Genomic DNA, 17935 nt, shown 5'->3' on the forward strand with positions numbered 1-17935 from the left:
CTCCGCTAACGTTGTGCCGCAACCTGAAATGCGTGATCTAAGTCTGTAATTAAGTCCTGAGGATCTTCAATCCCCACTGAAATTCTTAGCAAGCTATCTGTGATCCCCGCTTGCGCACGGGCTTCTGCTGACATACCTGCATGTGTCATTGTGGCCGTATGGGAAATCAATGTTTCCACACCACCTAATGACTCCGCTAGTGTAAACAGGCTGAGTGAACGAAGAAAATGGCGAAGTTGTGGCTCATCACCTGCAAATTCAAAACTCAGCATCGCGCCAAAGCCTTTTTGCTGTTTCACTGCTATTTCGTGCCCGGGGTGATCTTCTAATGCAGGATAATACAATTTTTTTACTAAAGGCTGTGATTTAAGATATTTTACGATCTCTTGTGCATTTTGCTGTTGCTGTAATACACGTGGAGATAATGTCCGAATACCTCTCAATAGTAGGTAGCTATCAAAAGCGCCCCCAGTAACACCAATATTATTCGCCCACCAAGCAAGCTCTGTTACCCATTTTTCTTCTTTTGCAATCACCACCCCTGCAACAATATCAGAATGGCCATTCAAGTATTTAGTGCATGAATGCACCGCAAAATCTGCACCTAGCGAAAGAGGCTGCTGCAAAATTGGGCTTAAAAAAGTATTATCCACAACAACTAATGCACCTACATCATGAGCTAACTGTGCAATATGCTGTATATCAAAAATTCTTAATAGTGGGTTGCTGGGTGTTTCGATTAACACTAATTTGGGCTTTTTCGCTAATGCAGTCTGCAATGCAGATTCATCACTTTGGTCGACAAATTGCACCTGATAAGCCCCACGCTGACTTTGGCTATTAAATAACCGGTAGCTTCCGCCGTAACAGTCATGTGGCGCAACGAGTAAATCCCCCGGTTGCAAAAAAACTGTACATAACAGGTGAAGCGCAGACATCCCACTGTTAGTCATTACCGAACCACTACCACCCTCAAGTTGTGCCAATGTTTTTTGCACAATATCACGCCCTGGATTTCCACGACGTGAATAATCATGAGCTCTCGGTTCATTAAAGTCAGTAAAATTATAGGTACTGGATAAATAAATGGGAGGCACGACGCAACCAAATTGTTGGTCTTCATTTAATCCATTATGAATTGCGATGGTTGACGGCTTGTAAGTCATAAACGCTTCTCCTGAACAGTGATAGGCTAAATCATACCCATCGGATGTTTAGACGTCAACATATCTAGACGTCTAAACCTCTTTACGTTTATATCTAGTAATGGAATAATCAGCCCTAATAATTATGTGTAAATTGATAGTCAATCGCATAAGTGAACTTAACTCGTTAATTTTATATAATATCTTGTGATAAAATAAGTTAAGTCACGTCTAACATATATGCAGACGTTCTCGATTTAGGGCTTAGATTAAGTTTCTATTAAAAAGAATATGCATATTATTTTTTATTATTATTGAAAATATCCAAGGTAACCCATGGCTGAATGGAATGGTGAGTATGTCAGTCCGTATGCTGAACATGGCAAAAAGAGTGAGCAAGTAAAAAAAATTACAGTATCTATCCCTTTGAAGGTACTAAAAATTTTAACTGACGAACGTACTCGTCGTCAGATTAATAACTTGCGACACGCGACAAATAGTGAGCTCCTGTGTGAAGCTTTTTTACATGCATTCACAGGCCAACCACTGCCAAATGATGAAGATTTACGTAAAGAGCGTAATGACGAGATCCCTGAAGCCGCAAAAGAAATTATGCGCGAATTAGGTATCGACCCTGAAACGTGGGAATACTAGCCCCAATTAGTCACCATTACGTATCTCAAAACTTTAACTACGTCGCACGCCTTGCGACGTAGTGCCTTTCCTTATGTTTTATTCAAGATAGCTATAACGATGATGGCGACGCGCTCAAGTCTAAAGTGAAAGTACGAATAATGATATTATGTTCGCCGTGCTTTACCGCTTCTAATTTCTTCATTTAGACATAAAAACACTTATTTTAGGCATTAAAAAAGGGAAACTCAGTTTCCCTTTTTTTTCGCATTCACAAGTTCGATTATTTTTTAGAACCTGGGATGCTGAAACGTTGGTTGAAGCGATCAACACGACCACCAGTCGCAACATCACGCTGTTTACCAGTATAGAACGGGTGGCAGTTACCACAAACGTCCAGGTTCAGCGAGTGACCAGCAGTTGAATTAATTTTCATTACATTACCGCAAGAACAAGTTGCAGTAACTTCTTCGTATTTAGGGTGAATACCTTTTTTCATGGGAGAACCTCTATTAAGGCCGTGTCGCCATTCCAGCCCTAACGCCGGACACCACACGTCGTGTTGATTGAATTTAATATATTGGTAAAAATAGATACCAAAGGCGGCGGATCATACAGAAATTCTGTTTATCACGCAATGAAAACCGAGTAAATTTTGTGGTACTCTAGTCAACAATCGCTCGCATTATCGCATAAAAAATAGACGGAAACCCAGATATGATCGTCGTTCAGGTGGCTTTACCTGTCCCTTTAAACCGCACATTTGATTATCGCCTTCCTGATAACATGCCACTACCAGTGATTGGCAGCCGTGTTATGGTGCCATTTGGCAAGCGCCAAGCCTTGGGTATTGTGGTAAAGCACAGCGATAAAAGCGAATTTGCTGAAGATAAATTAAAAGCCATCGAACTGGTTCTCGACCACCAAACGCTTTTCCCTGACGATATTTGGCAGCTCTTACTGTGGTCTTCCCAATACTATCATTACCCAATAGGTGAAGTGCTCTTCCACGCATTACCCACACTATTGCGCCAAGGTAAACCTGCGGAATTTACCCCTATTTGGCAATGGCAAGTGACGGATGAAGGCTTAGCCGTTGACCTTAATGAGCTAAAACGTTCCCCAAAGCAGCAACAAGCTCTTGCACTTTTGCGTCGTAGAGCCGTTTATCGCCATCAAGTGAGTGAGCTTGAAATCAGTGAAAGTGCTCTGCAAGCATTGAAAAAGAAAGCTTATATTGAGTTACATCCCGTTCAACCGACTAGCGAAAAGTGGCAACCAAGCTTTACAGTTTGTGGGGAAAGGTTGCGGCTTAATAGTGAACAAGCGACCGCTGTCGGTGCTATACGTGCTGAAGATGACCTATTTTCGCCATGGCTACTCGCTGGGATCACAGGGTCCGGTAAGACGGAAGTGTACCTGAGTGTATTGGAAAATGTCCTTGCCCAAGGTAAACAAGCTTTAGTTTTGGTGCCTGAAATTGGCTTAACCCCACAAACGATTAGCCGTTTTCGCGAGCGCTTCAATGCGCCTGTTGATGTGTTGCACTCAGGCTTGAACGATAGCGAACGCTTAGCGGTTTGGTTACGCACTAAGCAAGGACAAAACGCCATTATTATTGGCACTCGCTCAGCGCTGTTCACCCCTTTTGCCCGCCTTGGCATTATTATTATTGATGAAGAACATGACAGCTCATATAAACAGCAAGATGGCTGGCGTTATCATGCACGTGACTTAGCTGTTTTCCGCGCTAAAAAGAACAATATTCCCATTGTGATGGGTACTGCGACGCCATCACTAGAAACCTTATTCAATGTACAGCAGCATAAGTATCGGCAATTAAATCTCACTATTCGTGCAGGTAATGCACGCCCTGCGGCTCAGCACCTTATTGATTTAAAAGGCCAGCCGTTAAAATTTGGCCTTTCTCACTTATTAATTCAACACATTAAAGAACACCTTGCACAAAACAACCAAGTCATTCTATTTTTAAATCGTCGTGGTTATTCCCCTGCATTAATTTGCCATGAATGTGGCTGGATTGCAGAGTGCCAGCGCTGTGACCACTATTACACCTTGCACCAAAATTTCCATCAATTACGCTGCCACCATTGTGATAGCCAGCGCCCGGTTCCTCGTCAGTGCCCACAATGTGGTTCAACTCATTTAGTGCCTGTTGGAATGGGAACGGAGCAACTTGAGGAAGGGATTTGTGAACTGTTCCCTGATACCCCCGTTACCCGTATTGACCGTGATACCACGAGCCGTAAAGGGGAACTGGAACAGCATTTAAACCAAGTACATGAAGGGGGAGCTAGAATTCTTATTGGCACACAGATGTTAGCCAAGGGCCACCATTTCCCTGATGTCACCTTAGTCGCCTTATTAGATGTCGACGGGGCTTTATTCTCGAGTGATTTTCGTGCAGCCGAACGGTTTGCTCAATTATACGTGCAAGTTTCTGGTCGAGCAGGACGAGCTGGTAAACAAGGTGAAGTGTTCTTGCAAACCCACCATCCCGAACACCCATTGTTGCTCACGCTTCTTGAAAAGGGTTATCACGCATTTACCCAAGAAGCGATGGAAGAACGGCAAATCGCAATGTTACCACCTTACACCAGTCATATATTGATCCGTTCAGAAGACCACAATAACCAAGATTCGCGCCAATTTTTGCAAAATGTACGGCAATATATTAGTGAACATCCACAAAGTGATGCCAAAATGTGGATTTTAGGCCCCTCGCCGTCGATTCAAGCCAAACGTGGCGGGCGATTCCGCTGGCAATTGCTATTGCAACACCCTTCGCGGCTTTATTTACAACAATTTATGGCGAAACTGTTGCCAGAAATTATTCAACAGCCAGAAAGTCGCAAAGTAAAATGGAACATCGATGTGGACCCGACCGATTGTTAACTCATTATCAATGCTAAAGGATTCATTTTATCTAACCATTTAACTTTATAGGCCATACCAGTATTGTCTTTGCAGCATGTTGATAAATTTGAATTATTTGCCATATAATTCTAAACGACCAAATTGAGTATTTTTCATACATATTGAGTTTCATTTATCTTTTTGCCCTTAGAATTATTTTCAAAATTTGCGAAGTAGCTCTAAAAAATGACGCAAGTCACATTTTTTATGCAAACTAGGTAACAGATATTCTTGAGAAACCAATTAGAATAACCACTAATAATGACGTACTTGCGCCATTCAAAAAAAGCAAACGATTAAATCAATCTAAGGAAGGCGTTGTGGAAAGTAAAAAACACAATAACACGGCAACGATGAAAGATGTTGCCAGTGCCGCGGGCGTTTCGACAGCGACGGTGTCTAGAACACTTATGAATCCGGAAAAAGTTTCTTTGCAAACACGCCAAAAAGTCGAACAAGCGGTGATGGATGTTGGCTATTATCCTCATAACCTTGCTAGAAGCTATAAGCGCAATGAATCAAAGACTATTCTTGTACTCGTTCCTAATATTCGCGACCCTTTCTTTAGTGATGTCGTGTGCGGCATTGAAGAAATTGCCGCTCAAGAAGGCTATTTTGTTTTGATTGGGGACTGTAAACACCAAGAAAAACAAGAAAATGCTTTTATTAATCTCATTATTACCAAACAAATTGATGGCATGGTCTTACTGGGTTCCAATATTCCATTCGATATCTCAACCGAAGAGCAAAAAAACCTCCCTCCAATTGTGATGGCCAATGAGTTCGCACCTGAGCTAAAACTGCCTACCGTACATATCGATAACCTCACCGCCGCATTTAACGCAACACATTACCTACAAAAACAAGGCCATAAACTGATCGCTTGTATTGCAGGCCCTGACCATATGCCTTTAAGCCAATATCGTTTAGAAGGTTATAAAAAAGCCATGTTACGCACAGGTGAAAAACTGCGTGAAAATTATATTATTCGTGGTGATTTTACCCATGAGGGTGGCGCTGAAGCAGTGAAAACATTGATGTCACTTCCTGAACCACCGACAGCTATCTTTTGCCATAGTGATATCATGGCAATTGGTGCAATGTGGCAAGCGAAAAAAATGGGCTTAAAGCTCCCTGATGACCTTTCTTTTGTTGGTTTCGATAACTTAGAGCAAGCAAAATACACCTTGCCAGCCCTAACGACTATCAACCAACCTCGTGCTGAAATTGGCCATCATGCGATGCAATTACTACTTGAACAGATTCATGGGCACAATGTTAATCCAGGCTCACGTCTCCTAGATTCTGATTTAATCATTAGAGAGAGCACAAAAGCGCCTAAAAGCTAGTCAAAGTTGCTCAGGTTAAGTAACATGTTAACCCAAATGATGACTAACAATTGATAACTAGTGAATTAATAGCGTGGCACAAAAAGATTATGTAGCTCGAGGGCGCTCATCCGCCCGTAAAAAAAGCAAAGGTAAATCAAAGAAAGCACAAGGACTACCAATGACAACATTGGTTGTTGCTGTCACGATTGTCGTGCTATTTGTTGGCGGCCTGTTTTATATCACTCAAAATAAAAAGGACACACCACAACCTCAGGTAGCCACTCCCACAACACCGGGTAGTACGCTTCCACCAAAGCCTGAAGAACGTTGGCGTTATATTAAGGAACTCGAACGTCGTGGTGTGGATATGCCAAATATTCAACAGCCGAGCACGGGGAATAATATTGTGCGCCCATCAGATTTAACACCTGAACAGCGCCAGCTATTAGAGCAAATTGATTCTGACAGACGCCAGCCTGTCACTAACTTGCAAGAAATACCTGCAAACGGTAAACCAGTACCGCGTTCACAAGTGCTCATCAATGAGCCTGCTCAACCTATCGAGCCAGTACAACGTAAACCGGCGGCCAATATCCCTCCAAAACTTGAGGCTCAACCAACCGCGCCTGCAACTCAACCACAAACGGCACCAAGCACTAAACCGACAAACAGCTTGCAAAATATGGTTGTTCAATGTGGTTCATTCCGTACAGCAGAACAAGCCGAGTCTGTACAAGCTACTTTGGCATTCTCAGGTATTGAAAGCCGTGTAAGCGCAGGTGGAGGTTGGCACCGTATCGTTTTAGGACCTTATTCCAAGTCCACTGCCGAAAAAATGCGTGACCGTGCAGCAGGTGCAGGTGTTTCCGGTTGTATTCTTCGTGCTTCTGGGGGTTGAAAAATTCCTCCTTCCCCCCCATGTACTGTTTTAATGTACTCATGAGCGGTACTTTGTGTCTTCAACCTAGTTCAAGTGATAGTTAATTAGACAACTATCACTTGAATTTAATCTTTTGAAAATCACATTCAACCGCATTCTTTTTTGTAATAAAACCAGGGGCTAACTCATGACAACAATCGTAAGTGTTCGCCGTAATGGCCAGGTCGTAATTGGTGGTGATGGACAGGCGACGATGGGTAATACCGTCATGAAAGGCAATGTCCGCAAAGTTCGCCGTTTATACAACGACAAAGTCATTGCCGGATTTGCCGGTGGCACCGCAGACGCATTCACATTATTTGAACTGTTTGAGCGCAAACTCGAACTGCATCAAGGCCATTTAACGAAAGCGGCCGTTGAACTTGCTAAAGATTGGCGTACCGACCGCATGCTTCGTAAATTAGAAGCCTTGTTAGCTGTCGCTGATGAACACACTTCACTGATCATTACGGGTAATGGTGATGTGGTTCAACCGGAAAACGACTTAATTGCGATTGGCTCCGGTGGCCCATATGCACAATCAGCCGCACGTGCTTTGTTAGAAAATACAGACTTAAGTGCTAAAGAAATCGCTGAAAAAGCGCTCGCTATTGCAGGTGATATCTGTATTTACACCAACCATAATGTCAACTTTGAAGAAATTTCTTCAAAATCATAAGGATTGCTAGTATGTCCGAAATGACTCCACGCGAGATTGTCAGCGAACTCGACAATCATATTATTGGCCAAAATAAAGCCAAACGTTCTGTTGCGATTGCTCTGCGTAACCGCTGGCGCCGTATGCAGTTAAACGAAGTATTACGACACGAAGTCACCCCAAAAAATATTTTGATGATTGGGCCAACAGGAGTAGGTAAAACTGAAATTGCCCGTCGCCTTGCAAAATTAGCCAATGCGCCATTTATCAAAGTTGAAGCGACCAAATTTACTGAAGTCGGCTATGTTGGTAAAGAAGTTGACTCGATTATTCGCGATTTAACTGACTCTGCCGTTAAAATGGTGCGTTTACAGTCTATCGAAAAAAATCGCTATCGCGCCGAAGAAATGGCTGAAGAACGTATTTTAGACGTTCTTATCCCACCAGCAAAAAATAACTGGGGGCAATCTGAACCAACGGATGAGCATTCTCCAGCCCGCCAAGCATTCCGTAAGAAATTACGTGAAGGCCAATTAGACGATAAAGAAATTGAAATCGAAGTCGCTGCATCCCCTATGGGTGTTGAAATTATGGCACCTCCAGGCATGGAAGAGATGACTAACCAGTTACAATCCATGTTCCAAAACCTAGCAGGCCAAAAACAGAAACCTCGTAAGATGAAAATCAAAGAGGCATTCAAACTGCTAGTTGAAGAAGAAGCGGCTAAATTAGTCAACCCTGAAGAGCTAAAAGAACAAGCGATTGAAGCGGTTGAACAGAATGGTATCGTCTTCATCGATGAGTTCGACAAAATTTGTAAACGCGGTGGCCAAAGTTCGGGGCCAGATGTATCCCGTGAAGGGGTTCAACGTGATTTACTGCCATTAATCGAAGGCTGTACCATTTCCACTAAGCACGGCATGGTCAAAACTGACCATATCCTGTTTATTGCTTCAGGTGCGTTCCAAGTTTCGAGCCCATCAGACTTAATCCCTGAACTCCAAGGCCGCTTGCCAATTCGCGTTGAGCTACAAGCTCTGACAACTGAAGATTTTGTGCGTATTTTGACTGAGCCAAATGCCTCATTAACTGAACAGTATAAAGCGCTGATGGCAACAGAAGGCGTGAATATTGAATTCACGACTGACGGTATTCGTAAAATTGCAGAATCAGCATGGCAAGTGAATGAGTCAACCGAAAATATTGGTGCTCGTCGCTTACACACAGTGCTTGAACGCTTAATGGAAGATATTTCTTTCGATGCCAGTGACCGTAACGGGCAAACTATCCAAATCGATGCAGACTATGTCAGACAGCACTTAGATGAGCTGGTGGCAGATGAAGACTTGAGTAGATTTATTTTATAATCTTATTAATTATCTGGTTTTCATGTATCCTTAATATACATCGACTAAAGTGCAGCTTTTATCGCTGCACTTTTTTCTATGAAATATTCTGCCCATTGCATTGAAAATACTCAGGTATCTCTCTATATGATGGGTTATTAAATTATTAAGATCACATCTCTAAAGAGTTTGAATTATAGGTAACTGCATGCAGTCGACATCCTCAACAATAAGTCGTAAACAAGCTTGGATTGAAAGTCTCCGCCCTAAAACCCTACCATTAGGGGTGATTGCGATTGTGACAGGCTCTGCACTCGCTTATTTAACTAATAATTTTAAATGGCCTGTCGCTTTATTAGCACTTATCACAGCGGGTTTATTACAGATTTTATCTAACCTTGCGAATGACTATGGTGATGCGGTCAAAGGCTCTGATACGGCTGAACGCATTGGTCCATTACGTGGCATGCAAAAAGGCGTTATCACGCAAGCGGATATGAAAAAGGCGCTCAAGCTAAATATTACAGCGGCCTGTCTTTCCGGCTTACTGTTAATTATTGTCGCATGCGAAAAACCCGAGGATGCCATTGGTTTTGTCGCATTAGGGCTTATTGCTATCGTCGCTGCAATTACCTATACCGTGGGCAAAAAACCGTATGGCTACCTGGGGTTAGGGGATATTTCTGTTTTAATCTTCTTTGGCTGGCTAAGTGTTATTGGGACTTATTATTTACAAGCAAATAGTTTTAATATCATCACTGTCCTACCCGCAACGGCTTGTGGGTTGCTCTCTGTCGCAGTATTGAATATCAATAATATGCGTGATATCGAAAATGATATTAAAGCAGGTAAAAATACCTTAGCGGTACGCTTAGGTCCCCAAGGGGCTCGAATTTATCACACCATTATTATTGTTGCGGCTATTTTATGTTTGGCCTTTTTTAATCTAATTTATTTACACGGCTGGAGCGGTTGGCTATTTTTACTCGCCGTACCAATGCTAATGAACCATTTACGCCGTGTTCTCAGCGACCCAACCCCCGAAGGTATGCGCCCTCTATTGGAAAATATGGTGAAAGCTGCACTCGTGACCAACGTTTTATTTTCCATCGGCGTCGTAATGAGCAAATAATATTCACTATTTGTCGTTTTTTTGACTTTTTCCGCCTATTTTTAGGCGGGTAACTTTGCCAAGTACGGTTCAAAAGGGATATACTGGTTGCCTCTTGCAGCAAAAAAGACCTAACTCCTATGAAATATGATACTTCCGAACTCTGCGATATTTACCAAGAAAGCGTCAACGTGGTAGAACCCCTTTTCTCCAATTTTGGTGGACGTACTTCATTTGGCGGTCAAATCATTACAGTTAAGTGTTTTGAAGATAACGGCCTAGTGTATGATTTGCTGGAAGAGGATGGTACAGGGCGTATCCTACTCGTTGATGGGGGCGGTTCTGTCCGTAAGGCACTTATTGATGCTGAAATTGCAAGGTTAGCTGTTGATAACCACTGGGAAGGAATTGTGGTTTACGGTGCGGTTCGTCAGGTAGATACCCTGATGGAACTCGACCTCGGTATTCAAGCTATTGCTGCGATGCCGGCGGGCTGTCCGGATGAAGGCATCGGTGAAAGTGATATTCGTGTTAATTTCGGCGGTGTGACTTTCTTTTCAGGTGATTACCTTTATGCCGATAACACCGGTATTATCCTTTCTGAAGAGCCATTAACACCTTATGAGAACAACGGTTTTGTCGAAGATGACAATATCGACGCATAATCCGTTAAAAATTCTATAAATAAGGGCTGCAATAATTTGCAGCCCTTATTTTTATACTCTACTACGCGAGGTATGACGAAAGTTTCTCTAAACCCTACAATGCGAGATATAACAAAGATTTCTCTAAATAATTCGTGTTGTAGGTAGGCGGCAAAGTCGATAAGACCCTAGGAGCATACATGAGTATGTGACTAGGGCGAAGAGACGAAGCCAACACCCCTACAACGCGAAGTATGACGAGAAATTACACTTCTTCCATCTTACCGAGTAAAGTCCGTAAACGCTCCTGCCAAGCTTGCTGCTCTTGTTTTAACTGTTCATTTTCACGCACCAGTGAATCCGTGCCTGATTTTGCTGTTTCAAGCTCTTGGCTTAACGCACCATTTTTATCTTTTAATTCATCGATTTCCATTTGTAACAGTGTGATTGTATCAATCGCTTGTTGCACTTTGGATTCTAGTTTCTCAAATACTTCAAATGACATAATTCTGGTCTCCCTTATCAGCTTTTACACGATTGTAAGTAGCATGATCCTCTGTGTCCAGTTCCTTCCTTCTGAATCGTAATAACCTTCATTAAAAAACACTGGTCAGATCACATCACAAAGGTCGAATCCATCACTATTTTTGATTGTTTTGTTTCGCTTTAGTGATGTAACACACACTTTTCAATTTCGATATTTCTCGTTTATGTTCTTTAACGATAAATTTACAGTTAATGATTTTCGATTAGAAAATCTTAACTTAAAAAAACATTACAATATTTTTCATTTTCGTAGGATAGAAACATATGAGCCAAATGACGACTACATCACTCACGGGTCAGTGCATCTCAGAGTTTTTAGGGACTGCGCTACTGGTCTTTTTTGGTCTAGGTTGTGTTGCTGCCGTTAGAATAGCGGGCGCACAACTAGGCTTGTGGGAAATTAGTATTATATGGGGCTTTGGCGTTGCTTTAGCCGTTTACCTAACCGCTGGCACCTCGGGTGCCCATCTAAACCCAGCCGTTACTCTCGCACTATGGCTATTCGCGTGTTTTGATAAGCGCAAAGTTGTTCCTTATATCATCGCACAGATGCTAGGTGGCTTCTTTGCTGCCGCATTAGTTTACTCAATGTATTCCCCTGTATTTTTCGATTACGATCAAGTTCATCACATCATTAGAGGCTCACAAGAAAGCTTATTTACTGCGGGTGTTTTCTCAACCTACCCAGCACCACAAATTAGTGTTCCTCATGCATTCTTTATTGAGGTCATTATTGCGGCCATTCTTGTTTGCTTAATACTCGCGCTAACCGATGATGGCAATGGTGTCCCACGTGGCCCACTTGCACCATTGTTAATCGGTATTTTGATTGCTGTTATCGGTGGGTCATTTGGCGCGCTCACTGGGTTCGCACTCAACCCTGCTCGTGACTTTGGTCCAAAGGTTGTCGCTTATCTCGCTGGTTGGGGTGATATCGCTCTGACTGGTGGCCGCGATATTCCTTATTTCCTTGTCCCATTGACAGCACCTATTGTTGGTGGTCTGCTAGGCGCATTCGCCTATCGCAAGCTGATTGGTCGCCACTTACCTTGCATGGTATGTGAAGAAGAGACCAAAACAGAAAAATTATCCGTTAAAAACACCAAATCCTCGGAACAGGCTTAAATTATGACTACTGAAACCACTATTGCGAAAAAGTATATTGTTGCACTCGACCAAGGCACAACCAGCTCACGTGCTGTTGTACTCGACCATGATGCGAATATTGTCAGTATTTCACAACGTGAATTCACCCAAATTTATCCTAAGCCAGGTTGGGTGGAACATGACCCAATGGAAATTTGGGCATCACAAAGCTCAACACTAGTGGAAGTACTCGCTAAAGCGGATATCCGTACCGATGAAGTCGCTGGGATTGGGATCACTAACCAACGTGAAACCACTATTGTTTGGGAAAAAGCCACAGGTAAGCCTGTTTATAATGCAATTGTATGGCAATGTCGCCGTACTGCTGACTTTTGTACCCATCTAAAACAAAATGACCGCGATTTAGAAGAGTATATTCGCCAAAATACCGGTCTGGTTGTTGACCCATATTTCTCCGGTACAAAAGTCAAATGGATTTTAGATCATGTTGAAGGCGCACGTGAGCGAGCTGAAAAAGGGGAGTTATTGTTTGGTACTGTCGATACTTGGCTCGTTTGGAAAATGACACAAGGGCGTGTTCATGTCACCGACTACACCAATGCCTCTCGAACCATGTTGTTCAATATCCGTAACCTCGAGTGGGATGACAAAATTCTCAAAGCGCTCAATATTCCACGAGCAATGCTTCCTGAAGTGCGCCCTTCTTCCGAAGTCTACGGGCAAACCAATATTGGGGGGAAAGGTGGGACTCGTATTCCAATTTCAGGAATGGCGGGAGACCAACAAGCCGCTCTGTATGGCCAACTGTGTGTCAAATCAGGAATGGCCAAAAATACCTATGGAACAGGCTGTTTCCTACTTCTGAACACGGGAGAGACTGCTGTACGTTCAAATCATGGCCTACTGACGACTATCGCGTGTGGCCCAAAAGGTGAAGTCAATTATGCACTTGAAGGCGCTGTATTTGTCGGAGGTGCCTCTATCCAATGGCTGCGTGATGAATTGAAATTAATTGATGAATCAACAGACTCAGAGTACTTTGCCACTAAAGTGAAAGACAGCAATGGCGTGTATGTTGTTCCTGCCTTTACTGGTTTGGGAGCTCCATATTGGGACCCATATGCGCGCGGTGCTATTTTTGGCCTGACACGTGGTGCAAACCGCAACCATATTATCCGTGCAACATTAGAATCTATCGCTTATCAAACCCGTGATGTACTTGATGCAATGCAAGCAGATTCAGGTGAGCGCTTAAAAGCACTACGTGTTGATGGTGGCGCTGTCGCCAATAACTTCTTAATGCAATTCCAGTCAGATATTTTAGGTACTCCTGTTGAACGCCCTGAAGTGCGAGAAAGCACTGCATTGGGAGCCGCTTACCTTGCAGGCTTAGCCGTTGGTTTCTGGAGTAATCTTGATGAGTTACAGAGCAAGGCGACCATTGAGCGTGTATTCAAACCAGGTATTGAAACGACGGAACGTAATTTCAAATACGAGGGATGGAAAAAAGCCGTAGCTCGTGCCCAAGAGTGGGAAGATCGTGGCTAATCCATCTTTTAATCTGTTTTATTTCTAATATCCCAAAGGCCATATGAATCATATGGCCTTTTTTATTTTATCCCTACAAGTATGACTTTCTTCTAATAACTAATTAGTTAATCAATGAAAATGCAGTTATTAAAACAATAATAAATTAGACCGTTTTTTGCAGTTTATTTAGAATAATATTTCAATAAAATTCAAAATTAACCCTCAAAAAATGGATTATGGTAATGGATAACCTTAAAATATTTGCTGATGAGATACAGCAAGGCAACTTACAACTAGGATGGTATAAAAAAGGGAGAGTGGCAATTATTCAACAAGATACCGCCTTGATAAATGCATTAAAGGATAACCCTGAACTATCCGCTGACGGCGAAAAAGCATTTAAGTTATTCAATTGGTTAAGTGATAGACCCCGGTTAGCAGGTGAAAATAAAAAAACTTATTTATTGAGTGCCCTCGGTACTGAACATTTTTCTGGATTTAGTTTCCACCCCAAGCAAAATTTATTTGTCGAAAGCTTTAATTCACCCCATGAATGGATTAATGGAGAAACTCGAGCACAAGCTCAGCTCGCTGATTTATTACTACCAAGCGGGCAATGGCATCGCCATTATAATATCGTCGTCTTGCCCGAAAATGCCAATGACAAACAAGTCGATCTAGTTCGCCATTGGTTGGAACTCACTGGCGGCAGTTTATTGATAGTCAAAGATAAAGACAAAAAACCATCAGTATCGACCCAGCAACTCATTGATGAACTTAATCCAGTAGAGCCTATTGAGCAAGCCAGCCGCACCTTAGAAAATCACAGTTTCCAGCAAATTATCACCCTACCAACCCAAGCAATAAACTCATTGAAGCTAACCGATGAGTTACGAAAAAACAGCCAATATTTCTCAATATCTATAGAAAATATGAAGTATAACAAGGTGTTGTCTTTACATGACGTTCCAATTACAAAAACATCATCTTGGCAACAGATTGCCCATTCAGTCGAAACCGATGTAAATAAAATAATGGCAGTAAATCAGCTTCCTGCGGTTAAAATCCGCTATGAAAAGAATACCTTAAAACTTGTTGGTGAAAATATCATTTTTCGCCAGTTCCAATTGAAACAAACAAAACCGGCGATCTCTCGACATGATGCGCAAGAAAGCGTTCCTCAAATTCTACCTATTTTAGTAGCAGAAAACCCAGATGAGCTCCCAAATCAGTTAGTTGTGGGTGCCATAACAGGAAAACTACCAAATAGCCCCCATATTAAGGGTTACAAAATCCTTGAGCAGCCCAAATTTGGTCAATTAACGCTAAATAACACCACCAACGAATGGCAATACATTGCCAATAATGCAAAATTTAAAACCCACTCAGATCAATTTGATTTTATTGCTATTCTACCTAACGGGCAGCAATCCCAACCCCTTTCCATTCAGTTACAAACCGCAAATACACCACAACTGCGCATTCCTGGTAAACGCACATATTCCATTCCAGACCCTGTTTATCATGAACCCCAACGGCGCCACAACACAACACCAAGTGATATGCAAATCCATCATATTCAACTTGCGCAGACTCACCTGCAGAGTATGACCGATAAGCACATGAGCTTAACAGCTAACCGCTGGGCGTTATTGAATGTGGAAATTACCAGCGAAACGGCGGCAAAATCCCCTGATATTGAAGCCATCGTCAGCAATAAAGAAAGAAAAATATTAGGTCGAGTGAGATTAACTGGCCCGGATCATTTGCCCCAAAAATTAACAGCGCTCCCCCAACAGATGAATGTTTCAGCGCAAAATTGGCATCAGCAACGCTTTACAGCTCCGCTAAAAGGTGAGTGGATACAACCGGATATCAACCTCGTTATCACTGTTAATGGCAAACCCATTATCACCGAAGAAACCAACCAATATGGCCTATTCTCCCCCAATGTCACCCTTGATAACCACTTAATTGTTCATGTTGATAGCCACAGTTTATATCAACAAGGACATGGCGTTTATTCATCTTCCCCGCTAAGTTGGGGAAAAGAAGCGGTAACAGTTTTACCGATTGGGCAGCTCACAGTGCATAGCCTTCCTGCTACGGTGAGTCACCCAAGCTTAACGCCACTTAGAACTGACACCAATAGCAACACCATTCCGTTTATTCATCCTCATTATGATAACCCTGAAGAGATTGACTATCACCCCAGTGCACAAATTTTTTGGGCTTATAATAATAGTCATAAATACCAAACTGCTAACAATGCTGATTCTGATTATCAATATACTGCGATTGAAACCCTACCTTCAAATGTTGGCACTGCGCTATTAGGGCTTGGGTCGCCCAACAACGGTGGCGGAGTTCATGAACCTAACGTGATGTTTCATGAGATTTTTGGTCACGGTCTTGGCTTGCCTCATACCAATAAACTAGGTGATGATGATAAGTTAGTATACCCTTACGACCCTCACAGCCATGGTAAAAACCCAGCTTATAACCAATCTAGGCAATATTATGTCACTTATCACGATCTCCACAGTCACTTACAACAAGCCATGCCAACCATGCTTTCCAGCTTTGTTCCTTTTCGAAGTGGTGCTTATGATGCCTTCTTGCCTCACGCAGATGCCTATAACCAAAAAATTCACCAATTTTTAAGTGGAAGAGTACGCTGGCAACATAATAAAACGAAAGGGGAAGATACCGAAGATGGCGGGTTTGCAGGTGACGGTTTTTATCAGCACTGGGATCAAACCAATAAACAATGGGTCACACTAACCCAACAAAATTACGCTGAATATTGTAAACTAACGCAAATTGAGCAATTCCCTCATCAACGTGATGTAGCGATTTATTGGATACAGCATCAGTTTACTAAAATGGCAGATAATACCCCACACCCTTATAGCACCATCACGGTTGACCGTACCATAGGGAGCTTGCCGGCCGATTACCATAACCTAAAAACAGGGGTTGGCCGTCCATTTGATACTAATGGTGACTATGCATTCACCGTCACTTATGCAACTCCGAATGGGTTATCGACCGAAGTATTACAAATCCGACGTACAGAGAGCTTCAATATTGCAGATAAAGGCGAATTGGTTCAGTTTACTCTACATGAATTGAACTACAAAAAAGAGCTTGGGCAGTTGATCTCCCACTATAACAACCCGGATTCATTAGCTTGCCGTGTATTAACAAACAGTGATGGCTATTTATTACCCAACCAGCTGATTCTCGATAATTATTGGCAAGGTGCCCCTATTTACTGGGCAGCAACAGAAGAAGGCTTAATTGATTTTTCGACAGGTAAAGTCAATCTCGACAAAATCACCTCAAAAAGTGCACTTTGCGCCAAGTGGGTTGAAAAAGGCCGGTTACATCAACAATATTTTTCATTATCTGACCCATTTGGCCAAGATTCGCAGGTTGATACCTCTTTGAACTTTATTGCGCTCAATCACCTTGATACTCACGCAAGGCATTACTCAGCAATACCCGATGTGATCTACTACACAGTCGAGCAACCTTTAGTTGCGGATGTAAACTTCGAACAAACGGTGGATATTACTCACCTAAACTTGCCTGATGGCCAGTACTCTTTTTGGGTCACACTAAGGACAAGTGATGACCAAAAACAAATTCAAGAAAGCATACCAATAGAGGAATGGTATTTTTCAGTACAACAAAATCAATTAACAATAAAAGGCACGATAGACAGTACCCCTGAGTTAAAACTGGATGGAATAATCATTCATATAGACCAACACTTGCAGGACCATACTGTACCAAAGTTGATTTGGCTCCAACAAAACACTCAAAATCCAACAGGACAATTAGCAGAAAATACAAAATTTCTAGATTATAACCAACCAGTGATATTTAATTCAGGAGTCATGTTGCCGGAACTTATATCATCAATGTCAGAAGAGGAACCTAGCTCCTTGTATTCATCGGTGCTATCAATTCCGCCACAAAAGCAAGCTGATATACTGCTAAGCGCGTAATTTGATGGTCAG

General features: G+C 42.3%; 14 protein-coding genes. 11 read left to right on the forward strand and 3 right to left on the reverse strand.

The annotated features are described in order from the left end of the window. Window positions 1–5 precede the first annotated feature (5 nt). A complete protein-coding gene (gene metB, locus PZ638_RS20100; protein WP_206277473.1) occupies window positions 6–1166 on the reverse strand; it encodes a cystathionine gamma-synthase in 1161 nt (386 codons plus the stop codon). 315 nt (window positions 1167–1481) lie between these two features. On the opposite strand from metB, the gene metJ reads away from it, so the two are divergent. Then, on the forward strand, window positions 1482–1799 hold the full coding sequence (gene metJ / locus PZ638_RS20105) for a met regulon transcriptional regulator MetJ (protein WP_004265315.1): 318 nt from the start codon (window positions 1482–1484) through the stop codon (window positions 1797–1799). Between the two features lie 262 nt (window positions 1800–2061). Here metJ and rpmE read toward each other — a convergent pair whose 3' ends face one another. Then, complete coding sequence (gene rpmE, locus PZ638_RS20110) at window positions 2062–2277, reverse strand: 50S ribosomal protein L31 (RefSeq protein WP_004265313.1); 216 nt, start codon at window positions 2275–2277, stop codon at window positions 2062–2064. A 218-nt stretch (window positions 2278–2495) separates the two neighbouring features. On the opposite strand from rpmE, the gene priA reads away from it, so the two are divergent. From priA to rraA, 7 genes are all read left to right on the forward strand, one after another. After that, the gene (gene priA, locus PZ638_RS20115) at window positions 2496–4694 is read left to right on the forward strand and encodes a primosomal protein N' (protein ID WP_136135350.1); all 2199 of its coding nucleotides are present in this window, start codon (window positions 2496–2498) and stop codon (window positions 4692–4694) included. A gap of 341 nt (window positions 4695–5035) precedes the next feature. After that, a complete protein-coding gene (cytR, locus tag PZ638_RS20120) occupies window positions 5036–6064 on the forward strand; it encodes a DNA-binding transcriptional regulator CytR (protein ID WP_004265308.1) in 1029 nt (342 codons plus the stop codon). A 73-nt stretch (window positions 6065–6137) separates the two neighbouring features. Then, window positions 6138–6944: a cell division protein FtsN gene (gene ftsN, locus PZ638_RS20125; protein WP_094961900.1), complete on the forward strand. Its 807-nt coding sequence runs from the start codon at window positions 6138–6140 to the stop codon at window positions 6942–6944. 169 nt (window positions 6945–7113) lie between these two features. Beyond that, window positions 7114–7644 (forward strand): ATP-dependent protease subunit HslV, encoded by a 531-nt coding sequence (gene hslV / locus PZ638_RS20130; protein ID WP_004265304.1) that lies wholly within the window; start codon window positions 7114–7116, stop codon window positions 7642–7644. A gap of 11 nt (window positions 7645–7655) precedes the next feature. Further along, window positions 7656–8990 (forward strand): HslU--HslV peptidase ATPase subunit, encoded by a 1335-nt coding sequence (gene hslU, locus PZ638_RS20135; protein WP_004265302.1) that lies wholly within the window; start codon window positions 7656–7658, stop codon window positions 8988–8990. 187 nt (window positions 8991–9177) lie between these two features. Beyond that, window positions 9178–10101 carry a 1,4-dihydroxy-2-naphthoate polyprenyltransferase gene (locus PZ638_RS20140; RefSeq protein ID WP_004265301.1) on the forward strand — a complete coding sequence of 308 codons (924 nt, stop codon included), beginning with the start codon at window positions 9178–9180 and terminating at the stop codon, window positions 10099–10101. A 119-nt stretch (window positions 10102–10220) separates the two neighbouring features. Further along, window positions 10221–10745, forward strand: a complete 525-nt coding sequence (gene rraA, locus PZ638_RS20145; protein WP_004265300.1) for a ribonuclease E activity regulator RraA — start codon at window positions 10221–10223, stop codon at window positions 10743–10745. 244 nt (window positions 10746–10989) lie between these two features. Here rraA and zapB read toward each other — a convergent pair whose 3' ends face one another. Then, window positions 10990–11229 (reverse strand): cell division protein ZapB, encoded by a 240-nt coding sequence (zapB, locus tag PZ638_RS20150; protein WP_004265299.1) that lies wholly within the window; start codon window positions 11227–11229, stop codon window positions 10990–10992. Window positions 11230–11534: 305 nt separating this feature from the next. Here zapB and PZ638_RS20155 point away from each other — a divergent pair, with 305 nt between their 5' ends. The 3 genes from PZ638_RS20155 to PZ638_RS20165 all read left to right on the forward strand — a co-directional run bounded on the left by PZ638_RS20155 (window position 11535) and on the right by PZ638_RS20165 (window position 17923). Further along, window positions 11535–12395 carry an MIP/aquaporin family protein gene (locus PZ638_RS20155; protein WP_004265297.1) on the forward strand — a complete coding sequence of 287 codons (861 nt, stop codon included), beginning with the start codon at window positions 11535–11537 and terminating at the stop codon, window positions 12393–12395. 3 nt (window positions 12396–12398) lie between these two features. After that, window positions 12399–13925 (forward strand): glycerol kinase GlpK, encoded by a 1527-nt coding sequence (gene glpK / locus PZ638_RS20160; RefSeq protein ID WP_004265295.1) that lies wholly within the window; start codon window positions 12399–12401, stop codon window positions 13923–13925. A gap of 224 nt (window positions 13926–14149) precedes the next feature. Then, the gene (locus PZ638_RS20165) at window positions 14150–17923 is read left to right on the forward strand and encodes a hypothetical protein (protein WP_206277474.1); all 3774 of its coding nucleotides are present in this window, start codon (window positions 14150–14152) and stop codon (window positions 17921–17923) included. Window positions 17924–17935 lie beyond the last annotated feature (12 nt).

The sequence above is a fragment of the Providencia hangzhouensis genome, assembly GCF_029193595.2.
GTDB lineage: Bacteria > Pseudomonadota > Gammaproteobacteria > Enterobacterales > Enterobacteriaceae > Providencia > Providencia hangzhouensis.

What these genes read in the sequence shown, in the direction of transcription:
- metB (WP_206277473.1), bottom strand. Translation starts at nt 1,166, where the DNA reads ATGACTTACAAGCCGTCAACCATCGCAATTCATAATGGATTAAATGAA.
- metJ (WP_004265315.1), top strand. Translation starts at nt 1,482, where the DNA reads ATGGCTGAATGGAATGGTGAGTATGTCAGTCCGTATGCTGAACATGGC.
- rpmE (WP_004265313.1), bottom strand. Translation starts at nt 2,277, where the DNA reads ATGAAAAAAGGTATTCACCCTAAATACGAAGAAGTTACTGCAACTTGT.
- priA (WP_136135350.1), top strand. Translation starts at nt 2,496, where the DNA reads ATGATCGTCGTTCAGGTGGCTTTACCTGTCCCTTTAAACCGCACATTT.
- hslV (WP_004265304.1), top strand. Translation starts at nt 7,114, where the DNA reads ATGACAACAATCGTAAGTGTTCGCCGTAATGGCCAGGTCGTAATTGGT.
- hslU (WP_004265302.1), top strand. Translation starts at nt 7,656, where the DNA reads ATGTCCGAAATGACTCCACGCGAGATTGTCAGCGAACTCGACAATCAT.
- PZ638_RS20140 (WP_004265301.1), top strand. Translation starts at nt 9,178, where the DNA reads ATGCAGTCGACATCCTCAACAATAAGTCGTAAACAAGCTTGGATTGAA.
- rraA (WP_004265300.1), top strand. Translation starts at nt 10,221, where the DNA reads ATGAAATATGATACTTCCGAACTCTGCGATATTTACCAAGAAAGCGTC.
- zapB (WP_004265299.1), bottom strand. Translation starts at nt 11,229, where the DNA reads ATGTCATTTGAAGTATTTGAGAAACTAGAATCCAAAGTGCAACAAGCG.
- PZ638_RS20155 (WP_004265297.1), top strand. Translation starts at nt 11,535, where the DNA reads ATGAGCCAAATGACGACTACATCACTCACGGGTCAGTGCATCTCAGAG.
- glpK (WP_004265295.1), top strand. Translation starts at nt 12,399, where the DNA reads ATGACTACTGAAACCACTATTGCGAAAAAGTATATTGTTGCACTCGAC.
- PZ638_RS20165 (WP_206277474.1), top strand. Translation starts at nt 14,150, where the DNA reads ATGGATAACCTTAAAATATTTGCTGATGAGATACAGCAAGGCAACTTA.